Origin of the sequence: Leisingera thetidis (assembly GCF_025857195.1) — a bacterium.
GTDB lineage: Bacteria > Pseudomonadota > Alphaproteobacteria > Rhodobacterales > Rhodobacteraceae > Leisingera > Leisingera thetidis.
In genome coordinates, this window is the sequence record NZ_CP109787.1 from 4,045,233 (window position 1) to 4,064,279 (window position 19,047).

Below are 19,047 nucleotides of genomic sequence, written 5' to 3' on the forward strand. Positions count from 1 at the left end.
CACGGTAGAAGCGTTCAGTTCCCAACAATGCCGGCGTCGGCAGCGGGTTTTCCGTGGATAGGGGCTAAGCGATGAAACTCGTACTATTTCCTGCTCTAAATTCAACTGAGGTCCACGCCACGCTGACCGAAGCGGAACTGGTGCGCGTTTCCAGCACACCCGAAGCCTTGCAAGCGCTTCCACGCCTGGCCAGATCCGCCACCCTGGTGCAAAAAAACACTCGTCTGAGTTCCGTTCTCGCATGTCCGGAAACCGTCGCGAGCGCTAGGTTAATTCCAACCCCAGAAAGGCCGGGCTGTCCCGCAGCTTCGCTCCGGCAAGGTGCTGGAACTCCAGTGTGGTATATGGCCGCCTCCACAGCCATTCGCGATTGCCCACCGCCCGCAGATCCGGGACCGGCGGGGCTTCCCGTGTGTAAGCTAGGAAATGCAGATCGAAACCGAACTCCGCAACGTCCTGAACAGACAGCAGGGCCATGTCTGCGCGTGCTGCAAGCTCCGCCGCGATGTCTCCCGTCCGCAAGGTGATCTGGCCCAGATGCGCCCCGCCGCCCAGCGGCAGCATTGGATCACCTGCATCATCCGGTCGGCGGCCGAGAAAATCATGCTGCAGCAGTTCGATGGCAAAGCCTTCAGGGTCATGCAAATGCGCCATATAACCGATGTCGCGGAACTGATGCGGGGCCGAAACATCCACTCCCTTCCGGCGCAGCTGTTCGCACGCGGCGTCCAGATCAGGCAGGCAGATCCCGATTTTCCAGTAGCGTTCATCGCGTGAATGCTGAACCCGGCGACCGCCAGGCAACAAGATCAGATCCGCATCCTCGCCTGCATAACCCGCACGCCAAGCCTCGTCCTCGGCCCATGCATCCATGCCGAGCACGTCCGCATAAAAACGGGCGAGTTGTTCAGGATTTTCGACCTGCAGACGCAAGCCAGACAGCCGTTTCACCGGCACATCCCCAGGATGCCCGCAGCAATCTCAGGCTTGGCCTCCAGCGAATGCGCCAGCAGATCCTGCGCCGTTCCGATCAGTTCCTCCGGCTCCACAATCCGGTCCACAAGCCCGTAAGCCAAAGCCTCCTGCGCGGTAATCTTCTGCCCGGCCGCCAGGATCATCTTCGTACGCGCCGGCCCGATCAGTGCCGCCATGCGTCCGGCATCCGACGGCTGCGGCAGGTAACCGAGCTTCATCACCGGGTAGAAGACTTTGGCCGAAGGCACTGCTAGGCGGATATCACAGGCCAGCACCATGCCATTGGCACCACCTGCCAAGGTGCCATTCAGCGCTGCCACCTTGAGGCAGGGAATGGAAGCCATCGCAGCCGACAGCCGCTCCCACACCGGCGAGGTCGCCAGACCCGCCCGCGCCTCGTCCAGGTCAGCACCCGCACTAAACACCTTGCCGGTTCCGGTCAGGATCAGCCCGCGGGCGTCCTGCGCGCGGTCAGCGATTTCCACCAGCTCGGTCAGCATCGCCTCGGTCAGCGAGTTGGCCTTGTCCGGGCGGTTGATAGTGATGGTCCAGAGGCCGTTCTCTGCAATCTCCAGCCCGATCATGTCAAACCAACCCGCACGCGGATACTGTCTTCACGCAGAGAAACTTCCTGGCCGGTATAGTCATCCGCATCTGCTGTGCACATCCACATCAATGTCCGCGCGGGCCACTCTGCAGGGATGTGGTCTTCCCAATCCAGTTCGCTCACCGGGTTGATGCCGCTGGCCTTGATCTCGCGCTGCATCCGGGTTGCCACCGTTCCTGGCGACAGCCCCATGGCGCGGATACCATTGGCGCGTTCTTCCAGGTCCAACGCGCTGGTCAGCATTGCTGCACCTGCCTTGGAGGAACAATAAGCACTCCATCCCTCCAGCGGACGGTGCGCCGCACCGGAGCTGACGGTGATAATAGTGCCGCCGCCTGCAGGCTTCATCAGCGGCAAGGCCGCACGCATCCCGTTGAACACGCCTTTGAGGTTGATATCTATCAGCTTGCTCCAGTCGCCAGGCGCTGCAGTCTCCAAGCGGGCAATCGGCTCGATCACGCCGGCGTTGTTGATCAGGGCATCCAGGCTGCCGAACGCTTGCCAGGCCTTGGCCAGCGCGGTTTCGACCGCAGCGTAGTCAGACACATCGCAGGCAAAGGTCAGCACATTTCCGCCGATCTCCTCCGCCAGCGCCTGCAAAGCCCCGCCGTTCCTTGCCAGCAAGGCCAGATTGGCCCCGGCGGCGGCAAACACCCGGGCGGCATCCGCGCCGATGCCGCGGCTGGCCCCTGTAATTGCAACTGTTTTTCCGTTGAAATCCATCCGCCGTCCCTCCAAGTGGCTGCTAAGCCATGTGGTAAAGCGGTTAGGGGGAACGGTCCAGCCCAAGGCCCCCTTGACGGCACTGCCCGCCAGGCCGACGATGATTTCAATTATCTCACAGAGAAAGGTTCTCTTATGTCCGTTATTATTGCGCGCGGCAGCGCTGCAGCGGCAATTTTGATTGTTTCCGCCCAAGGCGCCCTGGCCGATCTCAGCGCCCAGGACGTCTGGGCCGATTGGAAAGCGTATCTCACCAGCACCGGCTACACCGTTTCCGGCACCGAATCCATTTCCGGCAGCACCCTCACGGTCTCCGACGTGGCGATGGTGATGCCGATCCCGGAAGAGGACAGCACCGGCACCGTGAACTTTCCGGAAATCCAGTTCGTGGAAAACGGTGATGGCACCGTCAACGTGCTGCTGCCCAAGGAATTCCCGATGGGTTTTGATTTCTCGGCTGATGGAGAGAGCTTTTCGGGCAAGCTGATCTATGCCCACGACGGCAGCCCGATGACGGTGACCGGCGACGCTGAGAGCATGAGCTATGATTACAGCTCCTCCAAAGTCACGATGACGCTGGACGGATTGACCGCGGATGGCGAGGCGGTGCCGGCGGATATTGCTAAGGCTCAGATCACCCTGCACGATGTTGCCACCCGGACCGATATGAAAATCGCCGGCGCACGCAGATATGAGCAGTCCCTGACCGCGTCCAGCTTCAACTACGACATGGGTTTCAATGATCCGGAAAGCAACGGCAGCGGCTCCTTCAAGGGTGCGCTTCAAGGCTTGCGCTTTGCCGGCACCAGCACCGTCCCCACCGGGCTGGAAGGTCCCGACATGGCGGCGCTGCTGGAAGCCGGCTTTGCCTTTGACGGCACGTTCACGTTTGCCGGCGGCAACGGGGCGGTATCCGGCGTCGACGGCAGTGAAAGCTTCGCTATGGAAAGCAACTCGCAAGGCGGCTCTATCGCGGTGGCGATGGATAAGCAGCAGCTGACCTATGATGTGTCTCAGATCAACACCAATGTGAACATTTCCGGTTCCGAGATCCCTTTCCCGCTGGCTCTCAGCATGGCCGAGACCGGTTTCAAACTGATGATGCCGCTTGCAAAATCCAACGAAGAGCAGGACTTTGCCCTGGGCGTCACCCTGCGCGACTTTGCGGTTCCGGACATGCTCTGGGGCATGGTCGACCCGACCGGCCAGCTGCCGCATGATCCGGCCACTGTGGTGCTGGAGCTGGTCGGCAAGGGCAAGGTGCTGTTCGATCTCTTTGACCCGGAAGCCATGGAAGCGGTGGAAACGGGCGACGAACAGCCGGGTGAGCTGAACGCGCTGACGGTAAAGCAACTGCAGGTTTCCGCGGCAGGAGCTGAGCTGACCGGTACTGGCGATTTCACCTTCAACAATGAGGACCTGGTGAGCTTTGACGGCATGCCCGCGCCCTCGGGCGAAGCAAACCTCAAGCTGACCGGCGCCAACACCCTGATCGACAAGCTGATCCAGATGGGCCTGATGTCCGACAGCGACGCCATGGGCGCGCGGATGATGATGGGTATGCTGGCCGTGCCGGGCGACGGCGACGACACTCTGACCTCGAAGATCGAAATCTCCGAGGACGGCCAGATCCACGCCAATGGCCAGCGCATCAAGTAACCGTCAAACCCTGACCGGTTGTGCAAAGGGGCCGCCGCATGCGGCCCCTTTTTTGCAACCCGCTCTTGCGGCAGGCCGCCTCACTGGATAGCTCTTTTATAGAGCAGAACAGAAGGTGCCCATGACCCAGTCCCCCCAAGCGCTTTGCCACGCCCTGATTGACGCCGCCCGCAAGGCCGGCGCAGATGCCGCCGATGCGATGGCGGCCGAGGGCAGCTCCCTCAGCATCGAAGTGCGGACCGGAAAACTGGAGCATGCGGAGCGCTCGGAAGGCACAGACCTGGGCTTGCGGGTGTTTGTCGGCAAACGGCAGGCGCTGGTTTCATCTTCCGACATGCGGCCCGAAACCATCCGCGCGATGGCGGAACGCGCCGTGGCGATGGCCAGGGAAGCGCCTGAAGACCCGTATGCAGGCCTTGCTGACCCTTCACAGCTGGCCAAGGACTGGGACCTGGCCGCCCTGGAGCTGGAGGACCCGAGCGGCGAGCCGGAACCCGCGGCCTTGCAGGCCGACGCCCTTGCCGCCGAAGCCGCCTGTCAGGCAATCGATGGCATCACCCAGGTTCAATCCTCAGCCGCAGGCTATGGCCGCCATGTCGTGCATATGGCTGCGACCAACGGCTTTTCCGGCGGCTACCGGCGCACTGGGCGGTCACTGTCCTGCACCGGAATCGCGGGCAGCGGCGCCGGAATGGAACGTGACCACGATGGGGATTCCCGCACCTATCAAGCCGATCTGCGCAGCGCTCAGGAAATCGGTCGCACCGCCGGCCAACGGGCAATTGCCCGTGTCGGCGCGCGCAAGCCCAAGACCGGCAGCTTTCCGGTGCTGTTTGATGAACGCATCTCCTCCTCCCTGATCGGACATCTGCTGTCCGCCGCAAATGGCGCCGCAATCGCCCGCGGCTCCTCCTGGCTGAAGGATTCGCTGGGCCGGCAGGTGCTGCCCGAAACCCTCTCGGTCGTCGAGGACCCGCACCGCCCGCGCATTTCCGGCTCCCGCCCGTTTGACGGCGAGGGGCTGCCGACCCGCCGCCGCACCGTGGTGGACAACGGCGTGCTGACAGGCTGGACGCTGGACCTCGCGTCGGCCCGCAAGCTGGGACTGGAAAGCACCGGCAACGCCGCCCGCGGCATCGGCGGAGTGCCCTCCCCCTCGACCTGGAACATCGCGCTGACCCAAGGCGAGGCCAGCCGCGAGGATCTGATTGCCCAGATGGGCACCGGCCTGCTGGTCACCTCGATGATCGGCTCCACCATCAATCCGAACACTGGCGATTATTCCCGCGGTGCTTCCGGTTTCTGGGTGGAGAACGGCGAGATCTCCTATCCGGTGAACGAATGCACCATTGCTGGCAATCTGCTCGACATGCTGCGCCGGATCGTGCCCGCCAATGACGCGCGCCAGCACCTGTCCACGGTGGTGCCGTCGCTGCTGGTCGAGGGGATGACACTTGCCGGAAACTGACCTTTCCCTGCTTGTAAAAGCGGCGGAACAGGCCGGAGACATCGCATGCCGCTACACAGGTCCCGAAGCCAGGCGCTGGGACAAGCCCGGCGGTGCAGGCCCGGTGACGGAAGCGGACCTGGCCGTCAACACGATGCTCGAAGACATGCTGCAGCAGGCGCGGCCCGGCTACGGGTGGCTGTCAGAGGAAACCGAGGACAGTGCCGCGCGCCTGACGCGCGACCGTGTGTTCATCATCGACCCGATCGACGGAACCCGCAGCTTTGCCGAAGGCTCCCGCACCTGGGCGCATTCCATCGCCATTGCGGAAAGAGGCGAGGTGACCACTGCGGTGATCTATCTGCCGCAGCGGGACCTGATGTATACTGCGGCCAAAGGCCAGGGTGCCGCCTGCAATGGCAGCCTGATCCAAGTATCCTCGGGCGCGGAGCTTGCCAGTGCCGAGGTACTGGCAGCCAAGCCCAACCTGCAAGCCCACCATTGGCTGGGCGGCACGCCGCCCGCCTTCATCCGCTGCTACCGCCCGTCGCTCGCCTACCGCCTCGCCAAGGTGGCCGACGGCCGGTTCGGCGCCATGCTGACCCTGCGGCCAAGCTGGGAATGGGATATCGCTGCAGGCGATCTGCTGATACGGGAGGCGGGCGGCATGATCACCGACAGGTCCGGCAGCCCTTTGCGCTTCAACAACACGCAGCCGCGACTGAACGGGGTGGTCGCCGGCAGCCCTGCACTGCATCAGGGGCTGCTGAATGCGCTGGACCCGGACAACCCTGCATTCTCTGGACATTGAGCCTGTCTGGCCTTAAGCCGTTCCGGCAGCTCCGTCTCCGCTGGAGGCAAATTTTTCACAGACAAACCCGCATGTTGCAGATACCTTGGGCCGGAATATTCAGATCGAACCAGATGCAACGGCGAACCACAGCTTCCAGCCGCTCTTCCGTACTGCAGCCCCGTCCCAAGGGCGAGCTGCTGTGGATTCATGCGACAACGCCTGAACGTTATCTGGCTCTTTGCGATATCGGCCGGCGGCTCAAATCCCTGCGCCCGGACCTGTCGGTGCTGGCCAGCTGGGAACCCGGCCTGCGCCTGACCGGAACTGTCGGCTGCGATATTCCCGTTGGTCCGCTTGCCGAGGACACCATGGCGGAGGCCCGTGAGTTTCTGAACCACTGGCAGCCTGATGCCTGCATTTGGACTGGCACTCCTGCCCGGCGGAATCTGCTCCGGCAGCTGCGCGAGCAGGGTACGGGCGTGCTGCTGGCCGACCTGCTTGAGGACGAGATGCCCAACCGCGCCAGCCGTTGGCTGCCGGATCAGCGGCGGCGGCTGCTGGACGGGCTGACCTGCATCCTGACGCCGTCCAGGGCGGTACAGAACCAGCTGACCCGCGCGGGCTTCCCGGCCGAGCGGGTGGAACTGGCCGGCAAGCTGCGGGTATCGGCGGTTCCGCCCGGCTGCAACAATGATGAGCTTGCCGCAATGCAGCAGACCCTGGGCAGCCGCCCGGTCTGGCTGGCGGCCCATGTCAAACCCGGCGAACTTCCCCGCGTCCTCGAAGCCCACAGGGCTGCTCTGCGGCTGCTGCACCGGCTGCTGCTGGTGATTGCCTTGGATGACTATTCGGAGCTGGACGCCGCCCGCCGCCTGCTTCAGGACAGCGGGCTGTCTTTTACTGATTGGGACGACGGGGCTGAGCCGGACGATCTTACCCAAGTGCTGCTGACCGGCGGCGAAGACCTTGGCCTCTGGTACCGCCTGAGCCCGGTCGCATTTATTGCCAGCAGCCTGGACCCCGCCGCCCAGGGTCAGTCGCCGCTGGATGCTGCTGCCTTGGGCTCTGCCTTGCTGCACGGGCCCGGCATCCATGCCCACCGCGATCTTTATGAACGCCTGGCCAAAGCCGGCGCCGCTCAACCGGTGCAGACGCAAGCGGACATGGCGGATGCGGTGGTTGCGCTTTCCGCTCCGGACAGAGCCGCCGAAATGGCCCTGGCCGGCTGGCAGAGCGTGACCGAAAGCGCAGCCACCACCGACACACTCTTGGAAAAGGTCCAGGATCTGCTAGATCGGCGCGAGGATACCGATGCGGGCACCTGATTTCTGGCACAAGCCGCCTGGCGAATTCGACCTGCGGGCCGCCTTGCTGGCGCCGCTTGGCTGGGCCTATGCGCGCGCAACTGCGTCGCGGCTGGCCAAGGGCAGCCCGCAAGCCCCCGGCGTGCCGGTGATCTGCGTCGGCAATCTGAACGCAGGCGGCACCGGCAAGACCCCCACTGTGATCTGGCTGCTGGAAACCCTGCGCCGCCTGGGGCATGAGCCGCATGTAGTCACGCGCGGCTACGGCGGCACGCTGGAAGGGCCGGAGCAGGTCTTTCCGGGCCGCCACAAAGCGGCACAGACGGGGGACGAGCCTTTGCTGCTCGCTGCCTTTGGCGAGGTCTGGGTTGCAAAGGACCGGGCTGCCGGTGCCCGGGCCGCTGCCGCTGCCGGGGCGACGGTGATCGTGCTCGACGACGGTTTCCAGAACCCTGCCGTGACCAAAGATCTATCGCTGATCGTGGTGGACGCCAGGCACGGGTTCGGCAATGGCCGCTGCCTGCCTGCCGGCCCCTTGCGTGAACCAGTCGCCACCGGGCTGAAACGGGCTGATGCCATTCTGTCTCTGGGACCGGAGCCCGCCCAACAGAAATTTGCCGCCGCCTGGGGCAGCCAGCTGCAACGCTTGCCGCATTTCACTGGCGCTCTGGAGCCGCTGCAGACCGGAATGCCCTGGAATGGCACCCGCGTGCTGGCCTTCGCCGGCATCGGCCATCCGCAGAAATTCTTCAACACCCTGCGCGGTCTCGGTGCTGACATCGCCCGGGCCGAGGCGCTGGACGATCATCAGCCGCTTGCTCCGGCGCTGATGAACCGGCTGGAAAGTGAAGCAAAGCTGATGAATGCGCAGCTCGTTACCACGGAAAAGGACGCCGTGCGCCTGCCGGACAAATTCCGCTCCAAGGTGATTACCCTGCCGGTACGTCTGCGGGTTGCCGGAGATGACGCGTTGAAAGAATTGCTGAAAAAAGCTGCGCCTGCGCCCTGACAATCCGCCCGGCATGCGCTGCGGTCCCAAACGAAAAAGCCCGGGCGCGCGGCCCGGGCATTCCATCACTGCAGCTGAAAATTCTCAACCTGCCAGCTCGGCGTCGATCAGCTTCTTGAAGTCCTCATAGGACTGGTTCGAGACCTTCTCGCCATTCAGAATGAAGGACGGCGTCGACTCGATCCCGTGCTCGGTTGCGTTCTCCTGATACCACGCCACCAGCGTCTGTGCCTTTTCGCCATCTTGCAGGCAAGCTTCCAGCTCCTCGTTTTCGATCCCCGCCAGGCGGCCGATCTTGCGCAGCTCGTCAACAATCTCGGATGCGCCGCCCGCGCGTGCCCACTCGGACTGGCCCTTGTAGATCAGGTCGGAAATGCCAAAGAATTTCTCCGGCCCGGAGCAGCGTGCAATCATCGACGCCCACAACCCGTAGCGGTCGAAATAGACCTCGCGGTAGATGAACTTCACCTTGCCGGTGTCGATGTAATCAGCCTTCAGCTTCTTAAAGGTTTCATTGTGGAAATTGGCGCAATGCGGGCAGGTGTAGGAGGCGTATTCGATCAGCGTGACCGGCGCATCCTCGGCTCCAAGCGTCATTTCCGTGATGGCCGAAGTGTCCACGTCAGCCTCTTGCGCAACGGCGGCGCCCACCAGCGGGTTCTGCGGCAGATTGCTCTGGCTGTTGAAACCGGACAGGGCATAACCACCCGCAACAACCGCAACAGCGGCAAAGACACCAGACATGAGACGGGTCATTTGAACCCCTTTCCTTGCGTTTTCTGTTTTGTCAGCACATTGCGCCCCAGGCGTTCCAGGGCGGCGCGCAAATCTTCGTTTTCCACCCCGGACGCTGCCTTGCTGGCCTCTGCCGCATCCTGCGGGTCCGGCTGAAGCGGCGCTTGCACTTTGGGGGCATATTTGAATTCCACGCGGCCGTCGGAAAATCCCGTCGGTGCCGTTTGCGTGATCCGCACCCTGGAGATGGCATTGAATCCATAGACCGCATTTACCCGCTCGCGCAGACGTTCCTTCTGCATTTCCAGCATCGGCGCGTTGGCGCCGGTGGTCAGCACCGTCAGCGTGGCGCCAAAGGAGCCGCGGCCATAGCCGACGTTTACCGGCCGCGCCATGGCAGCGATATCCGGCCCGGCGATCTCTTCCCAATGGGTGAGCAGCCGCGACACTGCGAATCCCCGGCTTTCCCCCGCCTTGCGGATTTGCTCGTTGAGGAGCTTGGAGGTTCGTGCGAACCCGCGTGTGGTGCTACGCCTGAATGCCATGATCTAGCTTTTGCTCGACTGCCTGCCCTATTGTAAAGAGCCGGAATGCAGGCGCCAGCCAAACCGCCGCCCAAGGAATAACGAATGCGTGACTTGAACAGTGATTGTGCCGCAATGATCAGAGACCTGCTTGCCTGGTATGACGTCCATGCCCGCGAAATGCCCTGGCGGGTCGGCCCGGCAAAGCGCGCGGCAGGTGAGCGCCCCGATCCCTACAAGGTCTGGCTCAGCGAAGTCATGCTGCAGCAGACCACGGTGGCCGCGGTCCGCGAGTATTTCCTGCGCTTCACCAAACGCTGGCCGGCGGTGCCGGACCTCGCCGCGGCAGAAGATGCCGACGTGATGAGCGAATGGGCCGGCCTCGGCTACTACGCCCGCGCCCGCAACCTGTTGAAATGCGCCCGCGCGGTTGCCAGTGATTTCGGCGGAACCTTCCCGGACAGTTATGAAGGCCTGCTCAAACTGCCCGGCATTGGCCCCTATACCGCCGCCGCGATTTCCTCGATCGCCTTTGACCGTCCCGAGACCGTGCTGGACGGCAATGTCGAGCGGGTGATGGCCCGGCTGCATAACATCCACGAGCCGCTTCCCGGTGTGAAACCCGTGCTCACGGACCGGGCGGCGGAACTGACCCCGGCGCAGCGGCCCGGCGATTACGCCCAGGCGGTGATGGACCTTGGCGCCACCATCTGCACCCCCCGCAACCCGGCCTGCGGCATCTGCCCCTGGCGCGATCCTTGTGCCGCGCGGGCGGCCGGCACCGCCGCTGAACTCCCCAGGAAGACGCCCAAGAAACCTAAGCCGACCCGGAACGGCATCGTGTACCTGGCAAAATCGGCTGATGGAACCTGGCTGCTGGAACGGCGCCCGGACAAGGGGCTTCTGGGAGGCATGCTCGGCTGGCCCGGATCAGAGTGGAACGAAACCCCTGCCGCCAATCCGCCGTTTGCGGCGGACTGGCAGGGCATAGGGAGCGAAGTGCGCCATACCTTCACTCATTTCCACTTGATCCTGCAGGTGATGACGGCTGAATTGCCCGCAGGGTTCAATCCAAACCCTGCGCAGGAACTGATCCCGCGGCATGATTTCCGCCCCTCAAGCCTGCCAACGGTCATGCGCAAGGCCTTTGACCTGTACCAGGGCCGTTAGGTCAGGCTGCACCCCTCTTGGGTTTTCGGATGTTAGGTCATAGGGTCTCTGCAAACGCGCGCTGACTGATTTGGGAGACCCGGCATGATCGCCCCCGAAACCCTCGCCCGCTGGCAAAGCGCCCTGCCGTTCTGGATGTCCTTTCTGCTGCTGCCGCTGGTCTGGATTGCCGCGTTGCAGGGCGGCTGGATGCTGTTGCTGCCGCCGCTGGTGACCTGGCATCTGTTTGCGGTGCTGGACGGAATGTTCGGGCTCAACGTGGAAAACGCAGACCCGGAAACGCCGGACAGCGCGTTGAAATGGTACAAGGCGCTGACCGCAGCCTGGGTGCCGCTGCAGTTCGTCACGCTGTTCTGGCTGATCTGGTACGTCAGCGGCGCAGAGCACCTCAGTGCCTTCGAAAAATTCGCAGCCTTCTTTGGCGTAGGCGTGGTTACAGGGGCCGTTGGCATCAATTACAGCCATGAGCTGATGCACCAATCCAGCCGGGTCGAACGCTGGCTGGGAGACATCCTGCTGGCGATGGTGATGTATTCCCATTTCCGCTCCGAACATCTGCTGGTGCATCACCGCTATGTCGGAACCCCGCGCGATCCGGTGACCGCGCGCTATAACGAGGGCTTTCACCGCTTTTATCCGCGGGTGCTGCGGCAGTGCTGGCATTCGGCCTTCCGCGCCGAGAAGGAAAAGCTGGCAAAAAAGAACCGCCCTTGGAGCGATCGTTCGAATCCGTTCTTCCGCTACTGGGCACTGCAGGCGGCCATGCTGCTGCTGGCGCTGCTGCTGGGCGGGGCCGGCGGCGTGCTGCTGTTCCTGGTGCAGGCCGGCGTTGCGATCTGGCAGCTGGAGGTGGTGAACTATGTCGAGCACTACGGGCTGACCCGCAAACATCTGGGCGACGGCAAATATGAGCCCGTGCAGCCGCGCCACTCCTGGAATGCCGCCCACAAGGCGTCGAACTGGCTGCTGATAAACCTGCAGCGCCATTCGGATCATCACTACAAACCGAACCGCCGCTTTCCGCTCTTGCAAAATTATACCGAGACTGACGCGCCGCAGCTGCCCTACGGCTATCCGGTGATGACCATTGCCGCCATGATCCCGCCCCTGTGGCGCCGGGTGATGAACCCGCGGGTGCGGCGTTGGAGGCAGACATACTATCCCGAGATCACCGACTGGCACGCCTACAACAAAGCAGAAAACCCGATGCCTCGCTGAAGCTTATTTCCAGATCAGCACCGTCATCGGCTGGTCCAGCCCGCGCACCTCTTGACCGGGGTGACGGGTGCTGCCGTCCAGCAAGTCCTGTCCCGTCTGTTCAGCCTTGACCTGCTGCGCCAGCGTTTCGCTGACCACGATCCGGGCTTGCAGCTTGCGGGTCAGGTTCTCCAGCCGCGCGGCGACATTCACTGTCATGCCCAGAACCGCATATTCCAGCCGGTTGGCGCCGATGTCGCCCAGCAGTGCCTCGCCATAGTGAATGCCGATCCCTGCGCGGATTTCCGGCATGGCCTGGCGGGTGCGCTCCTTGTTCCATTTCTCCAGTGAGACCCGCATGGCATGGGCACAGGCCAGCGCGTTGCCGGCATCCTGCTGGCCTGCAACCGGCGTGCCGAATGTCGCCATCAGCCCGTCGCCCAGGTATTTGTCCAGCGTGCCGTGGTGGCGGAACACTTCACGCTCCATCCGGCCGTGAAATTCGCGCAGCAAGTCAATCACCGCCCGCGGATCCATCCCGGCCGACAACCGGGTAAAGCCAACGATGTCGATAAACAGCACCGCCACATTTTCGCTGCGGACCTGTTTCAGCGGCTCGTCGTTCTGCGACAGCTGCTCAACCACATTCGGCGAGAAATAGCGCGACAGATTGGCCCGCTCCCGTGTCAGGCTGGCATTGCGCTTCAGCAGCCCGTTGAACCGGCGCACGGAAAAGCCCAGCGTCACCGCCACCAGCAAAAAGACCACGGCCTCCTGCACCCGCAACTGAACCACAAAACTGTTAGGATCGAAAAACTCTGCCAGCTCCGGCTCAAAGCCAAGGGCGGCGTTGATGGCTTCGGTCAGGCCGGGAACCGGGCTGGAGAACCACCAGACCAGCCCCAGCGCACTGAGCCACATTGTTGCCGTCCAGGTGCCGATCGCGATCACCGTACGCCAGGAATAGGCCATGGTGCCTGCAGCGAGAATGACAAAGAAATACTGGAAATTATCGAACCGGTACTGCATGGCCACCGGTATTTCACGGCTGTCAAAAGGGTTGGGCACAATCAGGCCGTAGGTCATGATGAGAAGATCGAGAAAGATCAGGAACAGCTCCAGACGCGACCTGCCGACTTTGCCCGCCTGGCTGATGAACCATCCATTGAGGCACAAGAGCGCAAGAATACCGTGGTAGTAGAGCACGCTCCAAACAGGATTCAGAAAGACAATGAAGACCGCAATAATGGGCAATGCTATCCAGCGGGCCCGCACCGCAAGCTGAAGCCCGCGCCGCTTGTGCGCATCGAGCGCCGCCTCTGCGAATCTACTTTCCGCCGGGGAGGTCTGCAGTTGGCTGCCGGTCTCCGCCGCCTGGGCGGCACTGGTTCCGGACGCAAAGGCTGTATCGGTCATCGGCTCTTCCCCCTGCCCGCAGGCTGCTGCAGCGCCGACAATTCAGATAACTGCCCCGCACTGCACAGGGAATAGCGTATCGGGCCGCACACGCGCAAAAAACCCCGCCTTGGCAAGGCGGGGCAAGGTGTGCGCCTGTGCTGACAGCACGGGCGCCTGCAATAGACTTTGATGGTCGATGTGCTGCGCGGGCTTCAGTTCTGCATTTCGGCCCGGATCTGCTGGCGCAGCACGTCGATCGGCACCGTCTTGCCGTCGCGCTTGAAGCACCAGTAGGTCCAGCCGTTGCAGGACGGCGCGTTTTCCAGATGCGCGCCCACCTGATGGATCGAGCCCTTGATGTTGTCGCCGATCAGGGTGCCATCGGCGCGCACCTTGGCCTTGTGGCGGCGGTTCATCGAATAGAGCTCCTCGCCTGGACGCAGCATGCCGCGCTCCACAAGCTGGCCGAACGGCACCCGCGGTGCCGCACGCTTGCTGGCAGAAACCTCCAGCGCTTCGCGGTCGAACTTGCGCACCGCCTTGATCCGCTTTTCCGCCACCTTGCGGTAGGCCTCCTCGCGCTCGATGCCGATGAACTCGCGCCCCAGCATCTTGGCCACAGCACCGGTGGTGCCGGTGCCAAAGAACGGATCCAGAACCACGTCGCCCGGGTTGGTCGCGCCGACCAGGATCCGGTGCAGCAGCGATTCAGGCTTCTGGGTGGGATGCGCCTTGTCGCCGTTATCGTCCTTGATCCGTTCATGCCCGGTGCAGATCGGCAGCACCCAGTCGCTGCGCATCTGGATGCCTTCGTTCAATGCTTTCAGCGCTTCGTAGTTGAAGGTGTATTTCGCGCCTTCCGATTTCGATGCCCAGATCATCGTCTCATGCGCGTTGGTGAAACGTTTGCCGCGGAAGTTCGGCATCGGGTTCGACTTGCGCCAGATCACGTCGTTCAGCACCCAATAGCCTTCGTCCTGCAGCACCGCTCCGACCCGGAAGATGTTGTGGTAGGAGCCGATCACCCAGATCGAGCCGTTCGGCTTCAGCACCCGTCGCGCCGCCTTGAGCCATTCGCGGGTGAATTGGTCGTAGACCGCAAAACTGGAAAACTGGTCCCAGTGATCATCAACGGCATCGACTTTGGAGTTGTCGGGGCGGTGCAGCTGGCCTTTCAGCTGCAGGTTATACGGCGGATCCGCAAAGATCAGATCGACCGAATTGGCCGGCAGACTGTTCATCGCTTCGACGCAATCGCCGCCAATAATCGTGTTTAAAGGGAGCGCTGCCGCGCCCTTTGTCATGGTTTTATTCATTGCTCTGCCTCATAACCGCGGCGCATTTTTGCGCTCATTAGGTTGTCCACAGGATGAGTCATCGCGGATTCGAGGTCAATTTGTTTATTATAACAAGACCCTACGGTTCACTCTTGATACAAGATATTGTGTACCGGCTTAAAGGAGCGCCGATGATGTGGGGTCACTCCAAGCTGAACTAGCGCTTCACGGTGCTGTTTCGAGGGATAGCCTGCGTTTTTCTCCCAGCCATATCCCGGGAACTGTTGCGCCAAATCCACCATGATCCGGTCGCGCGCCAGTTTGGCCATGATCGAGGCCGCCGCGATGGAGACTGACTTGGCGTCGCCCTTGACCACCGCCGCGGACGGCAGGGCCAGCCCCTTGGGGATCAGGTTGCCGTCAATCAGCAGATAGTCCGGCGCCGGATCCAGCGCCGCCACCGCACGTTCCATCGCCAGATGCGAGGCGCGCAAAATATTCAGGGAATCAATCTCTTCCACCGAGGCATGGGCTATGGCCACCTGCGCAGAGGACAGGATCTTGCCCTCCAGTGCCTCGCGTCTCTTCAGACTCAGTTTCTTGGAGTCGTTAAGGCCTTCGGGCATGGCCGCGGCATCCAGGACCACGGCCGCGGCCGTCACCGGTCCGGCCAGCGGCCCTCGGCCCACTTCGTCCACTCCTGCGATCCTCAGATACCCTTGGGACAGGGCGGCGGCTTCCAGGCTGTAGTCGGGCTGTGTCATCCCCCCGACAAAACCAATGCCTGCCGCTTATGCAAGTCCTCCAGAACAAAAAAAGGGGGGCCAGAAGCCCCCTAGTTTGCTGCTGCTCGAATCTGCGGTCAGGCTCAGCGCCGCACCAGCCGGTAGCCGTGGCTGTTCAGGCAGCCCGGCTTGTAGCCAGTGCGATGGCGCTTGCCATTCCAGAAAGTCACCCGGCAGGACTGCGGCAAGGACTTGGAGTAGCCATAATTGCGTTCCAGGCAGCCTTTTCCGACCAGCGCGTGATTGCGGCTGTAGCTCGGGAAATACTTCAAGCAATGGGACGGCAGGTTATAGCGGCGCACACTGGGCGGCAGCGGTTTGACATGGCCGCCATGACGGTTGTGACCCTGATGCTTGTGGCCGCCATACGAGTGGCTTTGCGGCGGTGGCGTGTAGTGGCGCGTCACCACACGATCGTCATCTCTGGAATGCTTTATGGCCGCGCCAATGATACCAAGCAGTGCCAAGCCGCCAAGGATTTTTGCGACATCTTCATCGGCGCGGGCAGGTGCTGCCGCAAATCCGGTGATTGCAATGGATGCGGCTACGACCAATGCAATGAATTTGCGGTGCGGCTGGGGGCGGTGTGTCTGGGCCATATCGGGACCTTTCTGTACTGAATATCCGGAACGCAATTTCTGCGCTTGATGGATCCAGCCTGCCCGCGGCCCCTCCAGACAGGCAATATCGGCGCGATGTTATCGAATATCAGCCGCCACAACCCCCTGCGGTTATTGAATTTCACGCTGCAGAACCGCAGTATGACCGCATGAAACAACACCTCCTGATACCCGCTATTGCGGCCGCCCTTCTGGCGTTCTCCCCGCCGGCTCTGGCGGCTGATTGCTATGCCGATTACAAGGCCAAGCAGGACAACCCGCTGCGCCTCCACTACGGTGTGATACAGCTTTCCGGCGCCTGCAAGGAGAAGGCCGCCCGGCGCGAAATCCAGGCCCGTATCGCGCCAGCCGGCTGGACGCTCCTGAATGTCCTGTCCGTCTTCGGCCCCGAAGGCCTGCAGCAAAGGAGGGCGAATGCCGGATCCTACTATCTCCGTTTCTGAGGCCCGCGCCGCCGGCAGCAGGGTGATCGCACTTGGCATCGCCGCCATCGTCGCGCTGCTGGCAATCGCCGGCACCGTGCTTTTGCTGACGCTGCCAGATGCCAACGCCTTCAACGCCAGGGTTGAGCGGCTGTTTGTAGAAAACGACCTGACAACCCAGGCCGAGATCAAGCTGCTGGAAATCCTGGCCCAGTCCGGCACCGCCTTTGCCGACATGCTGACCAGCTACCGGATGGTGATCTTTGTGCTGCTGGTCTTTGCCACCGCGATGATGGTCGCGGCACTGACGGTACTGGGCATGCTGGTGATGCTGAACCGCCGCATGGCGCAGATCGAGCGCTCCGGCATACAAGTGAACGAACTGCTGATCAGCCGCGACGAAAACACCGTCTACCTCAACAACATGGGGTTCAAGCTGACACCCGCCGCAATGGAAACCCTGTCGGTCCTGGCCGAGGCCCGCCTGGACGACGATGTGCTGTCCGGTGCCGAAATCGAAGCGGTGATTTCAGGCCGCACTGCAGCTGATTGCGAAGAAGCCGCCGGTGCCACCCGCATCAAACGGCTGCGGGACACGCTGGGCAACCAGATGGTCAGTGAACTGCTGGTCAAGAACATCGCCAAACGCGGGTATGTGCTGGCCATCAGCAAAGACGTGATCCGAATGGTCTGATCCGGCGTCGCTCCGCGTCGCTCAACATCATGTGTTCTGCTCTGGAATTCCTGTCCGCAGACCCCAGATAGTCCAGAACCGGCCCGCGCCGGCCGGTCCCGGTTTTCGCCACAAGGACAAGGACCTCAGGGATGGATGCACAGGTGCAAGCACCGAACCGGGGCTACGGCATTGTTGTCGAGCCTCTGCAGGGGGTGGTCACCGCCCGGCGCAATGGCACCCTTCTGGCGCAAAGCTCCCGTGCCAAGGTGATGTATGAAACCCGCCTTCCACCGGCGGTCTATTTCCCGGCAGAAGACGTGAAGGCGCCGCTGTCTTCCCCTACCCCGCTGCAGACCTTCTGCCCCTTCAAGGGCACCGCCAGCTACCGCGACATCCTGCTGCCCGGCGACGGCCTGCAGAACGGAGTCTGGGCCTATGAGGAGGCCATGCCCGAGGCCGCGGCCATTTCCGGCCATATCGGCTTCATGCCTGGCACAGGGGCTGAATTCGATCTGGGGCAAAACAAGGTGGAGATGCCGTGCTACGGAAATATCTCCGGCCCTGTGATCGACTGGCTGCTGCGCGATGCCGCCCTGGTGCCAACACCGGAAGAGCTGACGGCGGCTCTCTCCCGCAAGTTTGTGGAGCAGGGTATCCGCCTTTCCCGCCTCTCGGTCATGGCCTGGTCGCTGCACCCGCTGATCGCCGGCAAGAACTACATCTGGCAAAAGAAGACCGGCGAGGTCACCACCTATGCGCCATCTTACGAGATTCACGACCACCCGGCTTATCAGAACAGCCCGCTGCGTCATGTCTCCAACGGTTTGGGCGGTGTGCGCCATCGGCTCGGCTGCTGCCGGTCCGCGGACGCCTTTCCGATCCTCGAAGACCTGCGCAAGGAGGGCGCCACAGATTACGTCGCCATGCCGCTGCGCTTTTCCGACGGGCGCATCAATGTGCTGACCCTGACCAGCGACCATCCGAACGGCTTTTCCACTGCCAACCTTGGGCTCATTTTCGAATGTTCCGGCGTGATCGCCCGCTATTATGAAATCTTCATGCAGCGCGAAAACGCCCAGTCGCTCTTGGAAACCTACGTCGGCAAGCGCACCGGTGCCCGGGTGCTCGGCGGCGAAATCCGCCGCGGCGACGGCGACGAGATCGACGCGGCCATCATGTTCTGCGACCTGCGCGGCTCCACCCGGCTGGAGGAGCAGCTGGGCCGGAAGGACTATATCGCACTTTTGAACCAGTTTTTCGAGACAGGCTCGACCATCGTGCACGACCACGGCGGCGAGGTGCTGAAATTCATCGGTGATGCTGTTCTCGCGGTGTTTCCGGCCGGGAGCGACCCGGAGAACGCCCGCCGCCAGGCCCTGAACAGCGCGCGCGCCATCGTGGCCCGTCTGGAGGAAATTGCCAGCGAGGAAGACGGCCACCGCTGCGAGGCCGCTATCGGTATTGCTTATGGACGTGTAACTTACGGCAATGTCGGCTCGCGTGAACGGCTGGATTTCACGGTGATCGGCCAGGCTGCCAACATTGCTGCCCGGCTGGGCGACTACGGCAAGACGGTCAATCATCCGGTCGTTGTCAGCCGCGATATCCTGAGCGATCCGTCACAGGGCATTTCGCTGGGCGCGGTCAGGCTGCATAACGTCTCCCAGCCGGTGACCTGTTTTGCCGTCCCCGCCAGAACCGAACCGCAGGCTGCGGCAGAATAATC

The 19,047-nt window shown here is 62.6% G+C and carries 19 protein-coding genes; 10 read left to right on the forward strand and 9 right to left on the reverse strand.

Annotation, left to right across the window (positions count from 1 at the left end; genetic code table 11):
* Positions 1-264 precede the first annotated feature (264 nt).
* The 3 genes from OKQ63_RS19455 to OKQ63_RS19465 are packed head-to-tail and all read right to left on the reverse strand — an operon-like array spanning position 265 to position 2,305.
* Positions 265-951, reverse strand: a complete 687-nt coding sequence (locus OKQ63_RS19455) for a VOC family protein (protein WP_264211666.1) — start codon at positions 949-951, stop codon at positions 265-267.
* Positions 948-1,559: an enoyl-CoA hydratase/isomerase family protein gene (locus OKQ63_RS19460; RefSeq protein ID WP_264211667.1), complete on the reverse strand. Its 612-nt coding sequence runs from the start codon at positions 1,557-1,559 to the stop codon at positions 948-950. Before OKQ63_RS19460 ends, OKQ63_RS19455 begins: the two co-directional genes overlap by 4 nt.
* On the reverse strand, positions 1,556-2,305 hold the full coding sequence (locus tag OKQ63_RS19465) for an SDR family oxidoreductase (RefSeq protein WP_264211668.1): 750 nt from the start codon (positions 2,303-2,305) through the stop codon (positions 1,556-1,558). Before OKQ63_RS19465 ends, OKQ63_RS19460 begins: the two co-directional genes overlap by 4 nt.
* Positions 2,306-2,440: 135 nt before the next feature.
* Between OKQ63_RS19465 and OKQ63_RS19470 the strand changes: the two genes are divergently transcribed.
* The 5 genes from OKQ63_RS19470 (at position 2,441) to lpxK (ending at position 8,517) form a co-directional block, all read left to right on the forward strand.
* Positions 2,441-3,964, forward strand: coding sequence for a DUF2125 domain-containing protein (locus OKQ63_RS19470; RefSeq protein WP_264211669.1), 1,524 nt, complete (start codon positions 2,441-2,443; stop codon positions 3,962-3,964).
* A gap of 121 nt (positions 3,965-4,085) precedes the next feature.
* Positions 4,086-5,432, forward strand: a complete 1,347-nt coding sequence (locus tag OKQ63_RS19475; protein ID WP_264211670.1) for a TldD/PmbA family protein — start codon at positions 4,086-4,088, stop codon at positions 5,430-5,432.
* On the forward strand, positions 5,419-6,222 hold the full coding sequence (locus tag OKQ63_RS19480; RefSeq protein ID WP_264211671.1) for an inositol monophosphatase family protein: 804 nt from the start codon (positions 5,419-5,421) through the stop codon (positions 6,220-6,222). The genes OKQ63_RS19475 and OKQ63_RS19480 overlap by 14 nt, the downstream gene beginning before the upstream one ends.
* Before the next feature lie 113 nt (positions 6,223-6,335).
* Complete coding sequence (locus OKQ63_RS19485; RefSeq protein WP_264211672.1) at positions 6,336-7,529, forward strand: 3-deoxy-D-manno-octulosonic acid transferase; 1,194 nt, start codon at positions 6,336-6,338, stop codon at positions 7,527-7,529.
* A complete protein-coding gene (gene lpxK / locus OKQ63_RS19490) occupies positions 7,516-8,517 on the forward strand; it encodes a tetraacyldisaccharide 4'-kinase (RefSeq protein ID WP_264211673.1) in 1,002 nt (333 codons plus the stop codon). The genes OKQ63_RS19485 and lpxK overlap by 14 nt, the downstream gene beginning before the upstream one ends.
* Positions 8,518-8,601: 84 nt before the next feature.
* On the opposite strand, the gene OKQ63_RS19495 is transcribed toward lpxK, so the two are convergent.
* Both OKQ63_RS19495 and OKQ63_RS19500 read right to left on the reverse strand, forming a co-directional pair.
* Positions 8,602-9,273 (reverse strand): DsbA family protein, encoded by a 672-nt coding sequence (locus OKQ63_RS19495; RefSeq protein ID WP_264211674.1) that lies wholly within the window; start codon positions 9,271-9,273, stop codon positions 8,602-8,604.
* Positions 9,270-9,797, reverse strand: coding sequence for a DUF721 domain-containing protein (locus OKQ63_RS19500; RefSeq protein ID WP_264211675.1), 528 nt, complete (start codon positions 9,795-9,797; stop codon positions 9,270-9,272). The genes OKQ63_RS19495 and OKQ63_RS19500 overlap by 4 nt, the downstream gene beginning before the upstream one ends.
* An 84-nt stretch (positions 9,798-9,881) precedes the next feature.
* On the opposite strand from OKQ63_RS19500, the gene mutY reads away from it, so the two are divergent.
* Together mutY and OKQ63_RS19510 are read left to right on the forward strand one after the other, a co-directional pair.
* Positions 9,882-10,946, forward strand: a complete 1,065-nt coding sequence (gene mutY / locus OKQ63_RS19505) for an A/G-specific adenine glycosylase (RefSeq protein WP_264211676.1) — start codon at positions 9,882-9,884, stop codon at positions 10,944-10,946.
* An 84-nt stretch (positions 10,947-11,030) separates the two neighbouring features.
* Positions 11,031-12,164, forward strand: coding sequence for an alkane 1-monooxygenase (locus OKQ63_RS19510; RefSeq protein ID WP_264211677.1), 1,134 nt, complete (start codon positions 11,031-11,033; stop codon positions 12,162-12,164).
* 3 nt (positions 12,165-12,167) lie between these two features.
* Here the strand turns inward: OKQ63_RS19510 and OKQ63_RS19515 are convergent, their stop codons facing one another.
* From OKQ63_RS19515 to OKQ63_RS19530, 4 genes are all read right to left on the reverse strand, one after another.
* Positions 12,168-13,559, reverse strand: a complete 1,392-nt coding sequence (locus OKQ63_RS19515) for an adenylate/guanylate cyclase domain-containing protein (protein ID WP_264211678.1) — start codon at positions 13,557-13,559, stop codon at positions 12,168-12,170.
* A 194-nt stretch (positions 13,560-13,753) separates the two neighbouring features.
* On the reverse strand, positions 13,754-14,857 hold the full coding sequence (locus OKQ63_RS19520; RefSeq protein ID WP_264211679.1) for a site-specific DNA-methyltransferase: 1,104 nt from the start codon (positions 14,855-14,857) through the stop codon (positions 13,754-13,756).
* A gap of 107 nt (positions 14,858-14,964) precedes the next feature.
* Positions 14,965-15,582: a ribonuclease HII gene (rnhB, locus tag OKQ63_RS19525; RefSeq protein WP_264211680.1), complete on the reverse strand. Its 618-nt coding sequence runs from the start codon at positions 15,580-15,582 to the stop codon at positions 14,965-14,967.
* A gap of 104 nt (positions 15,583-15,686) precedes the next feature.
* Complete coding sequence (locus tag OKQ63_RS19530) at positions 15,687-16,202, reverse strand: hypothetical protein (RefSeq protein ID WP_264211681.1); 516 nt, start codon at positions 16,200-16,202, stop codon at positions 15,687-15,689.
* Positions 16,203-16,372: 170 nt separating this feature from the next.
* Between OKQ63_RS19530 and OKQ63_RS19535 the strand changes: the two genes are divergently transcribed.
* The 3 genes from OKQ63_RS19535 (at position 16,373) to OKQ63_RS19545 (ending at position 19,045) form a co-directional block, all read left to right on the forward strand.
* Positions 16,373-16,666 (forward strand): hypothetical protein, encoded by a 294-nt coding sequence (locus tag OKQ63_RS19535; protein WP_264211682.1) that lies wholly within the window; start codon positions 16,373-16,375, stop codon positions 16,664-16,666.
* Positions 16,638-17,339, forward strand: a complete 702-nt coding sequence (locus tag OKQ63_RS19540; protein WP_264211683.1) for a winged helix-turn-helix domain-containing protein — start codon at positions 16,638-16,640, stop codon at positions 17,337-17,339. The genes OKQ63_RS19535 and OKQ63_RS19540 overlap by 29 nt, the downstream gene beginning before the upstream one ends.
* A gap of 131 nt (positions 17,340-17,470) precedes the next feature.
* The gene (locus OKQ63_RS19545; protein ID WP_264211684.1) at positions 17,471-19,045 is read left to right on the forward strand and encodes a DUF427 domain-containing protein; all 1,575 of its coding nucleotides are present in this window, start codon (positions 17,471-17,473) and stop codon (positions 19,043-19,045) included.
* Positions 19,046-19,047: the final 2 nt, after the last annotated feature.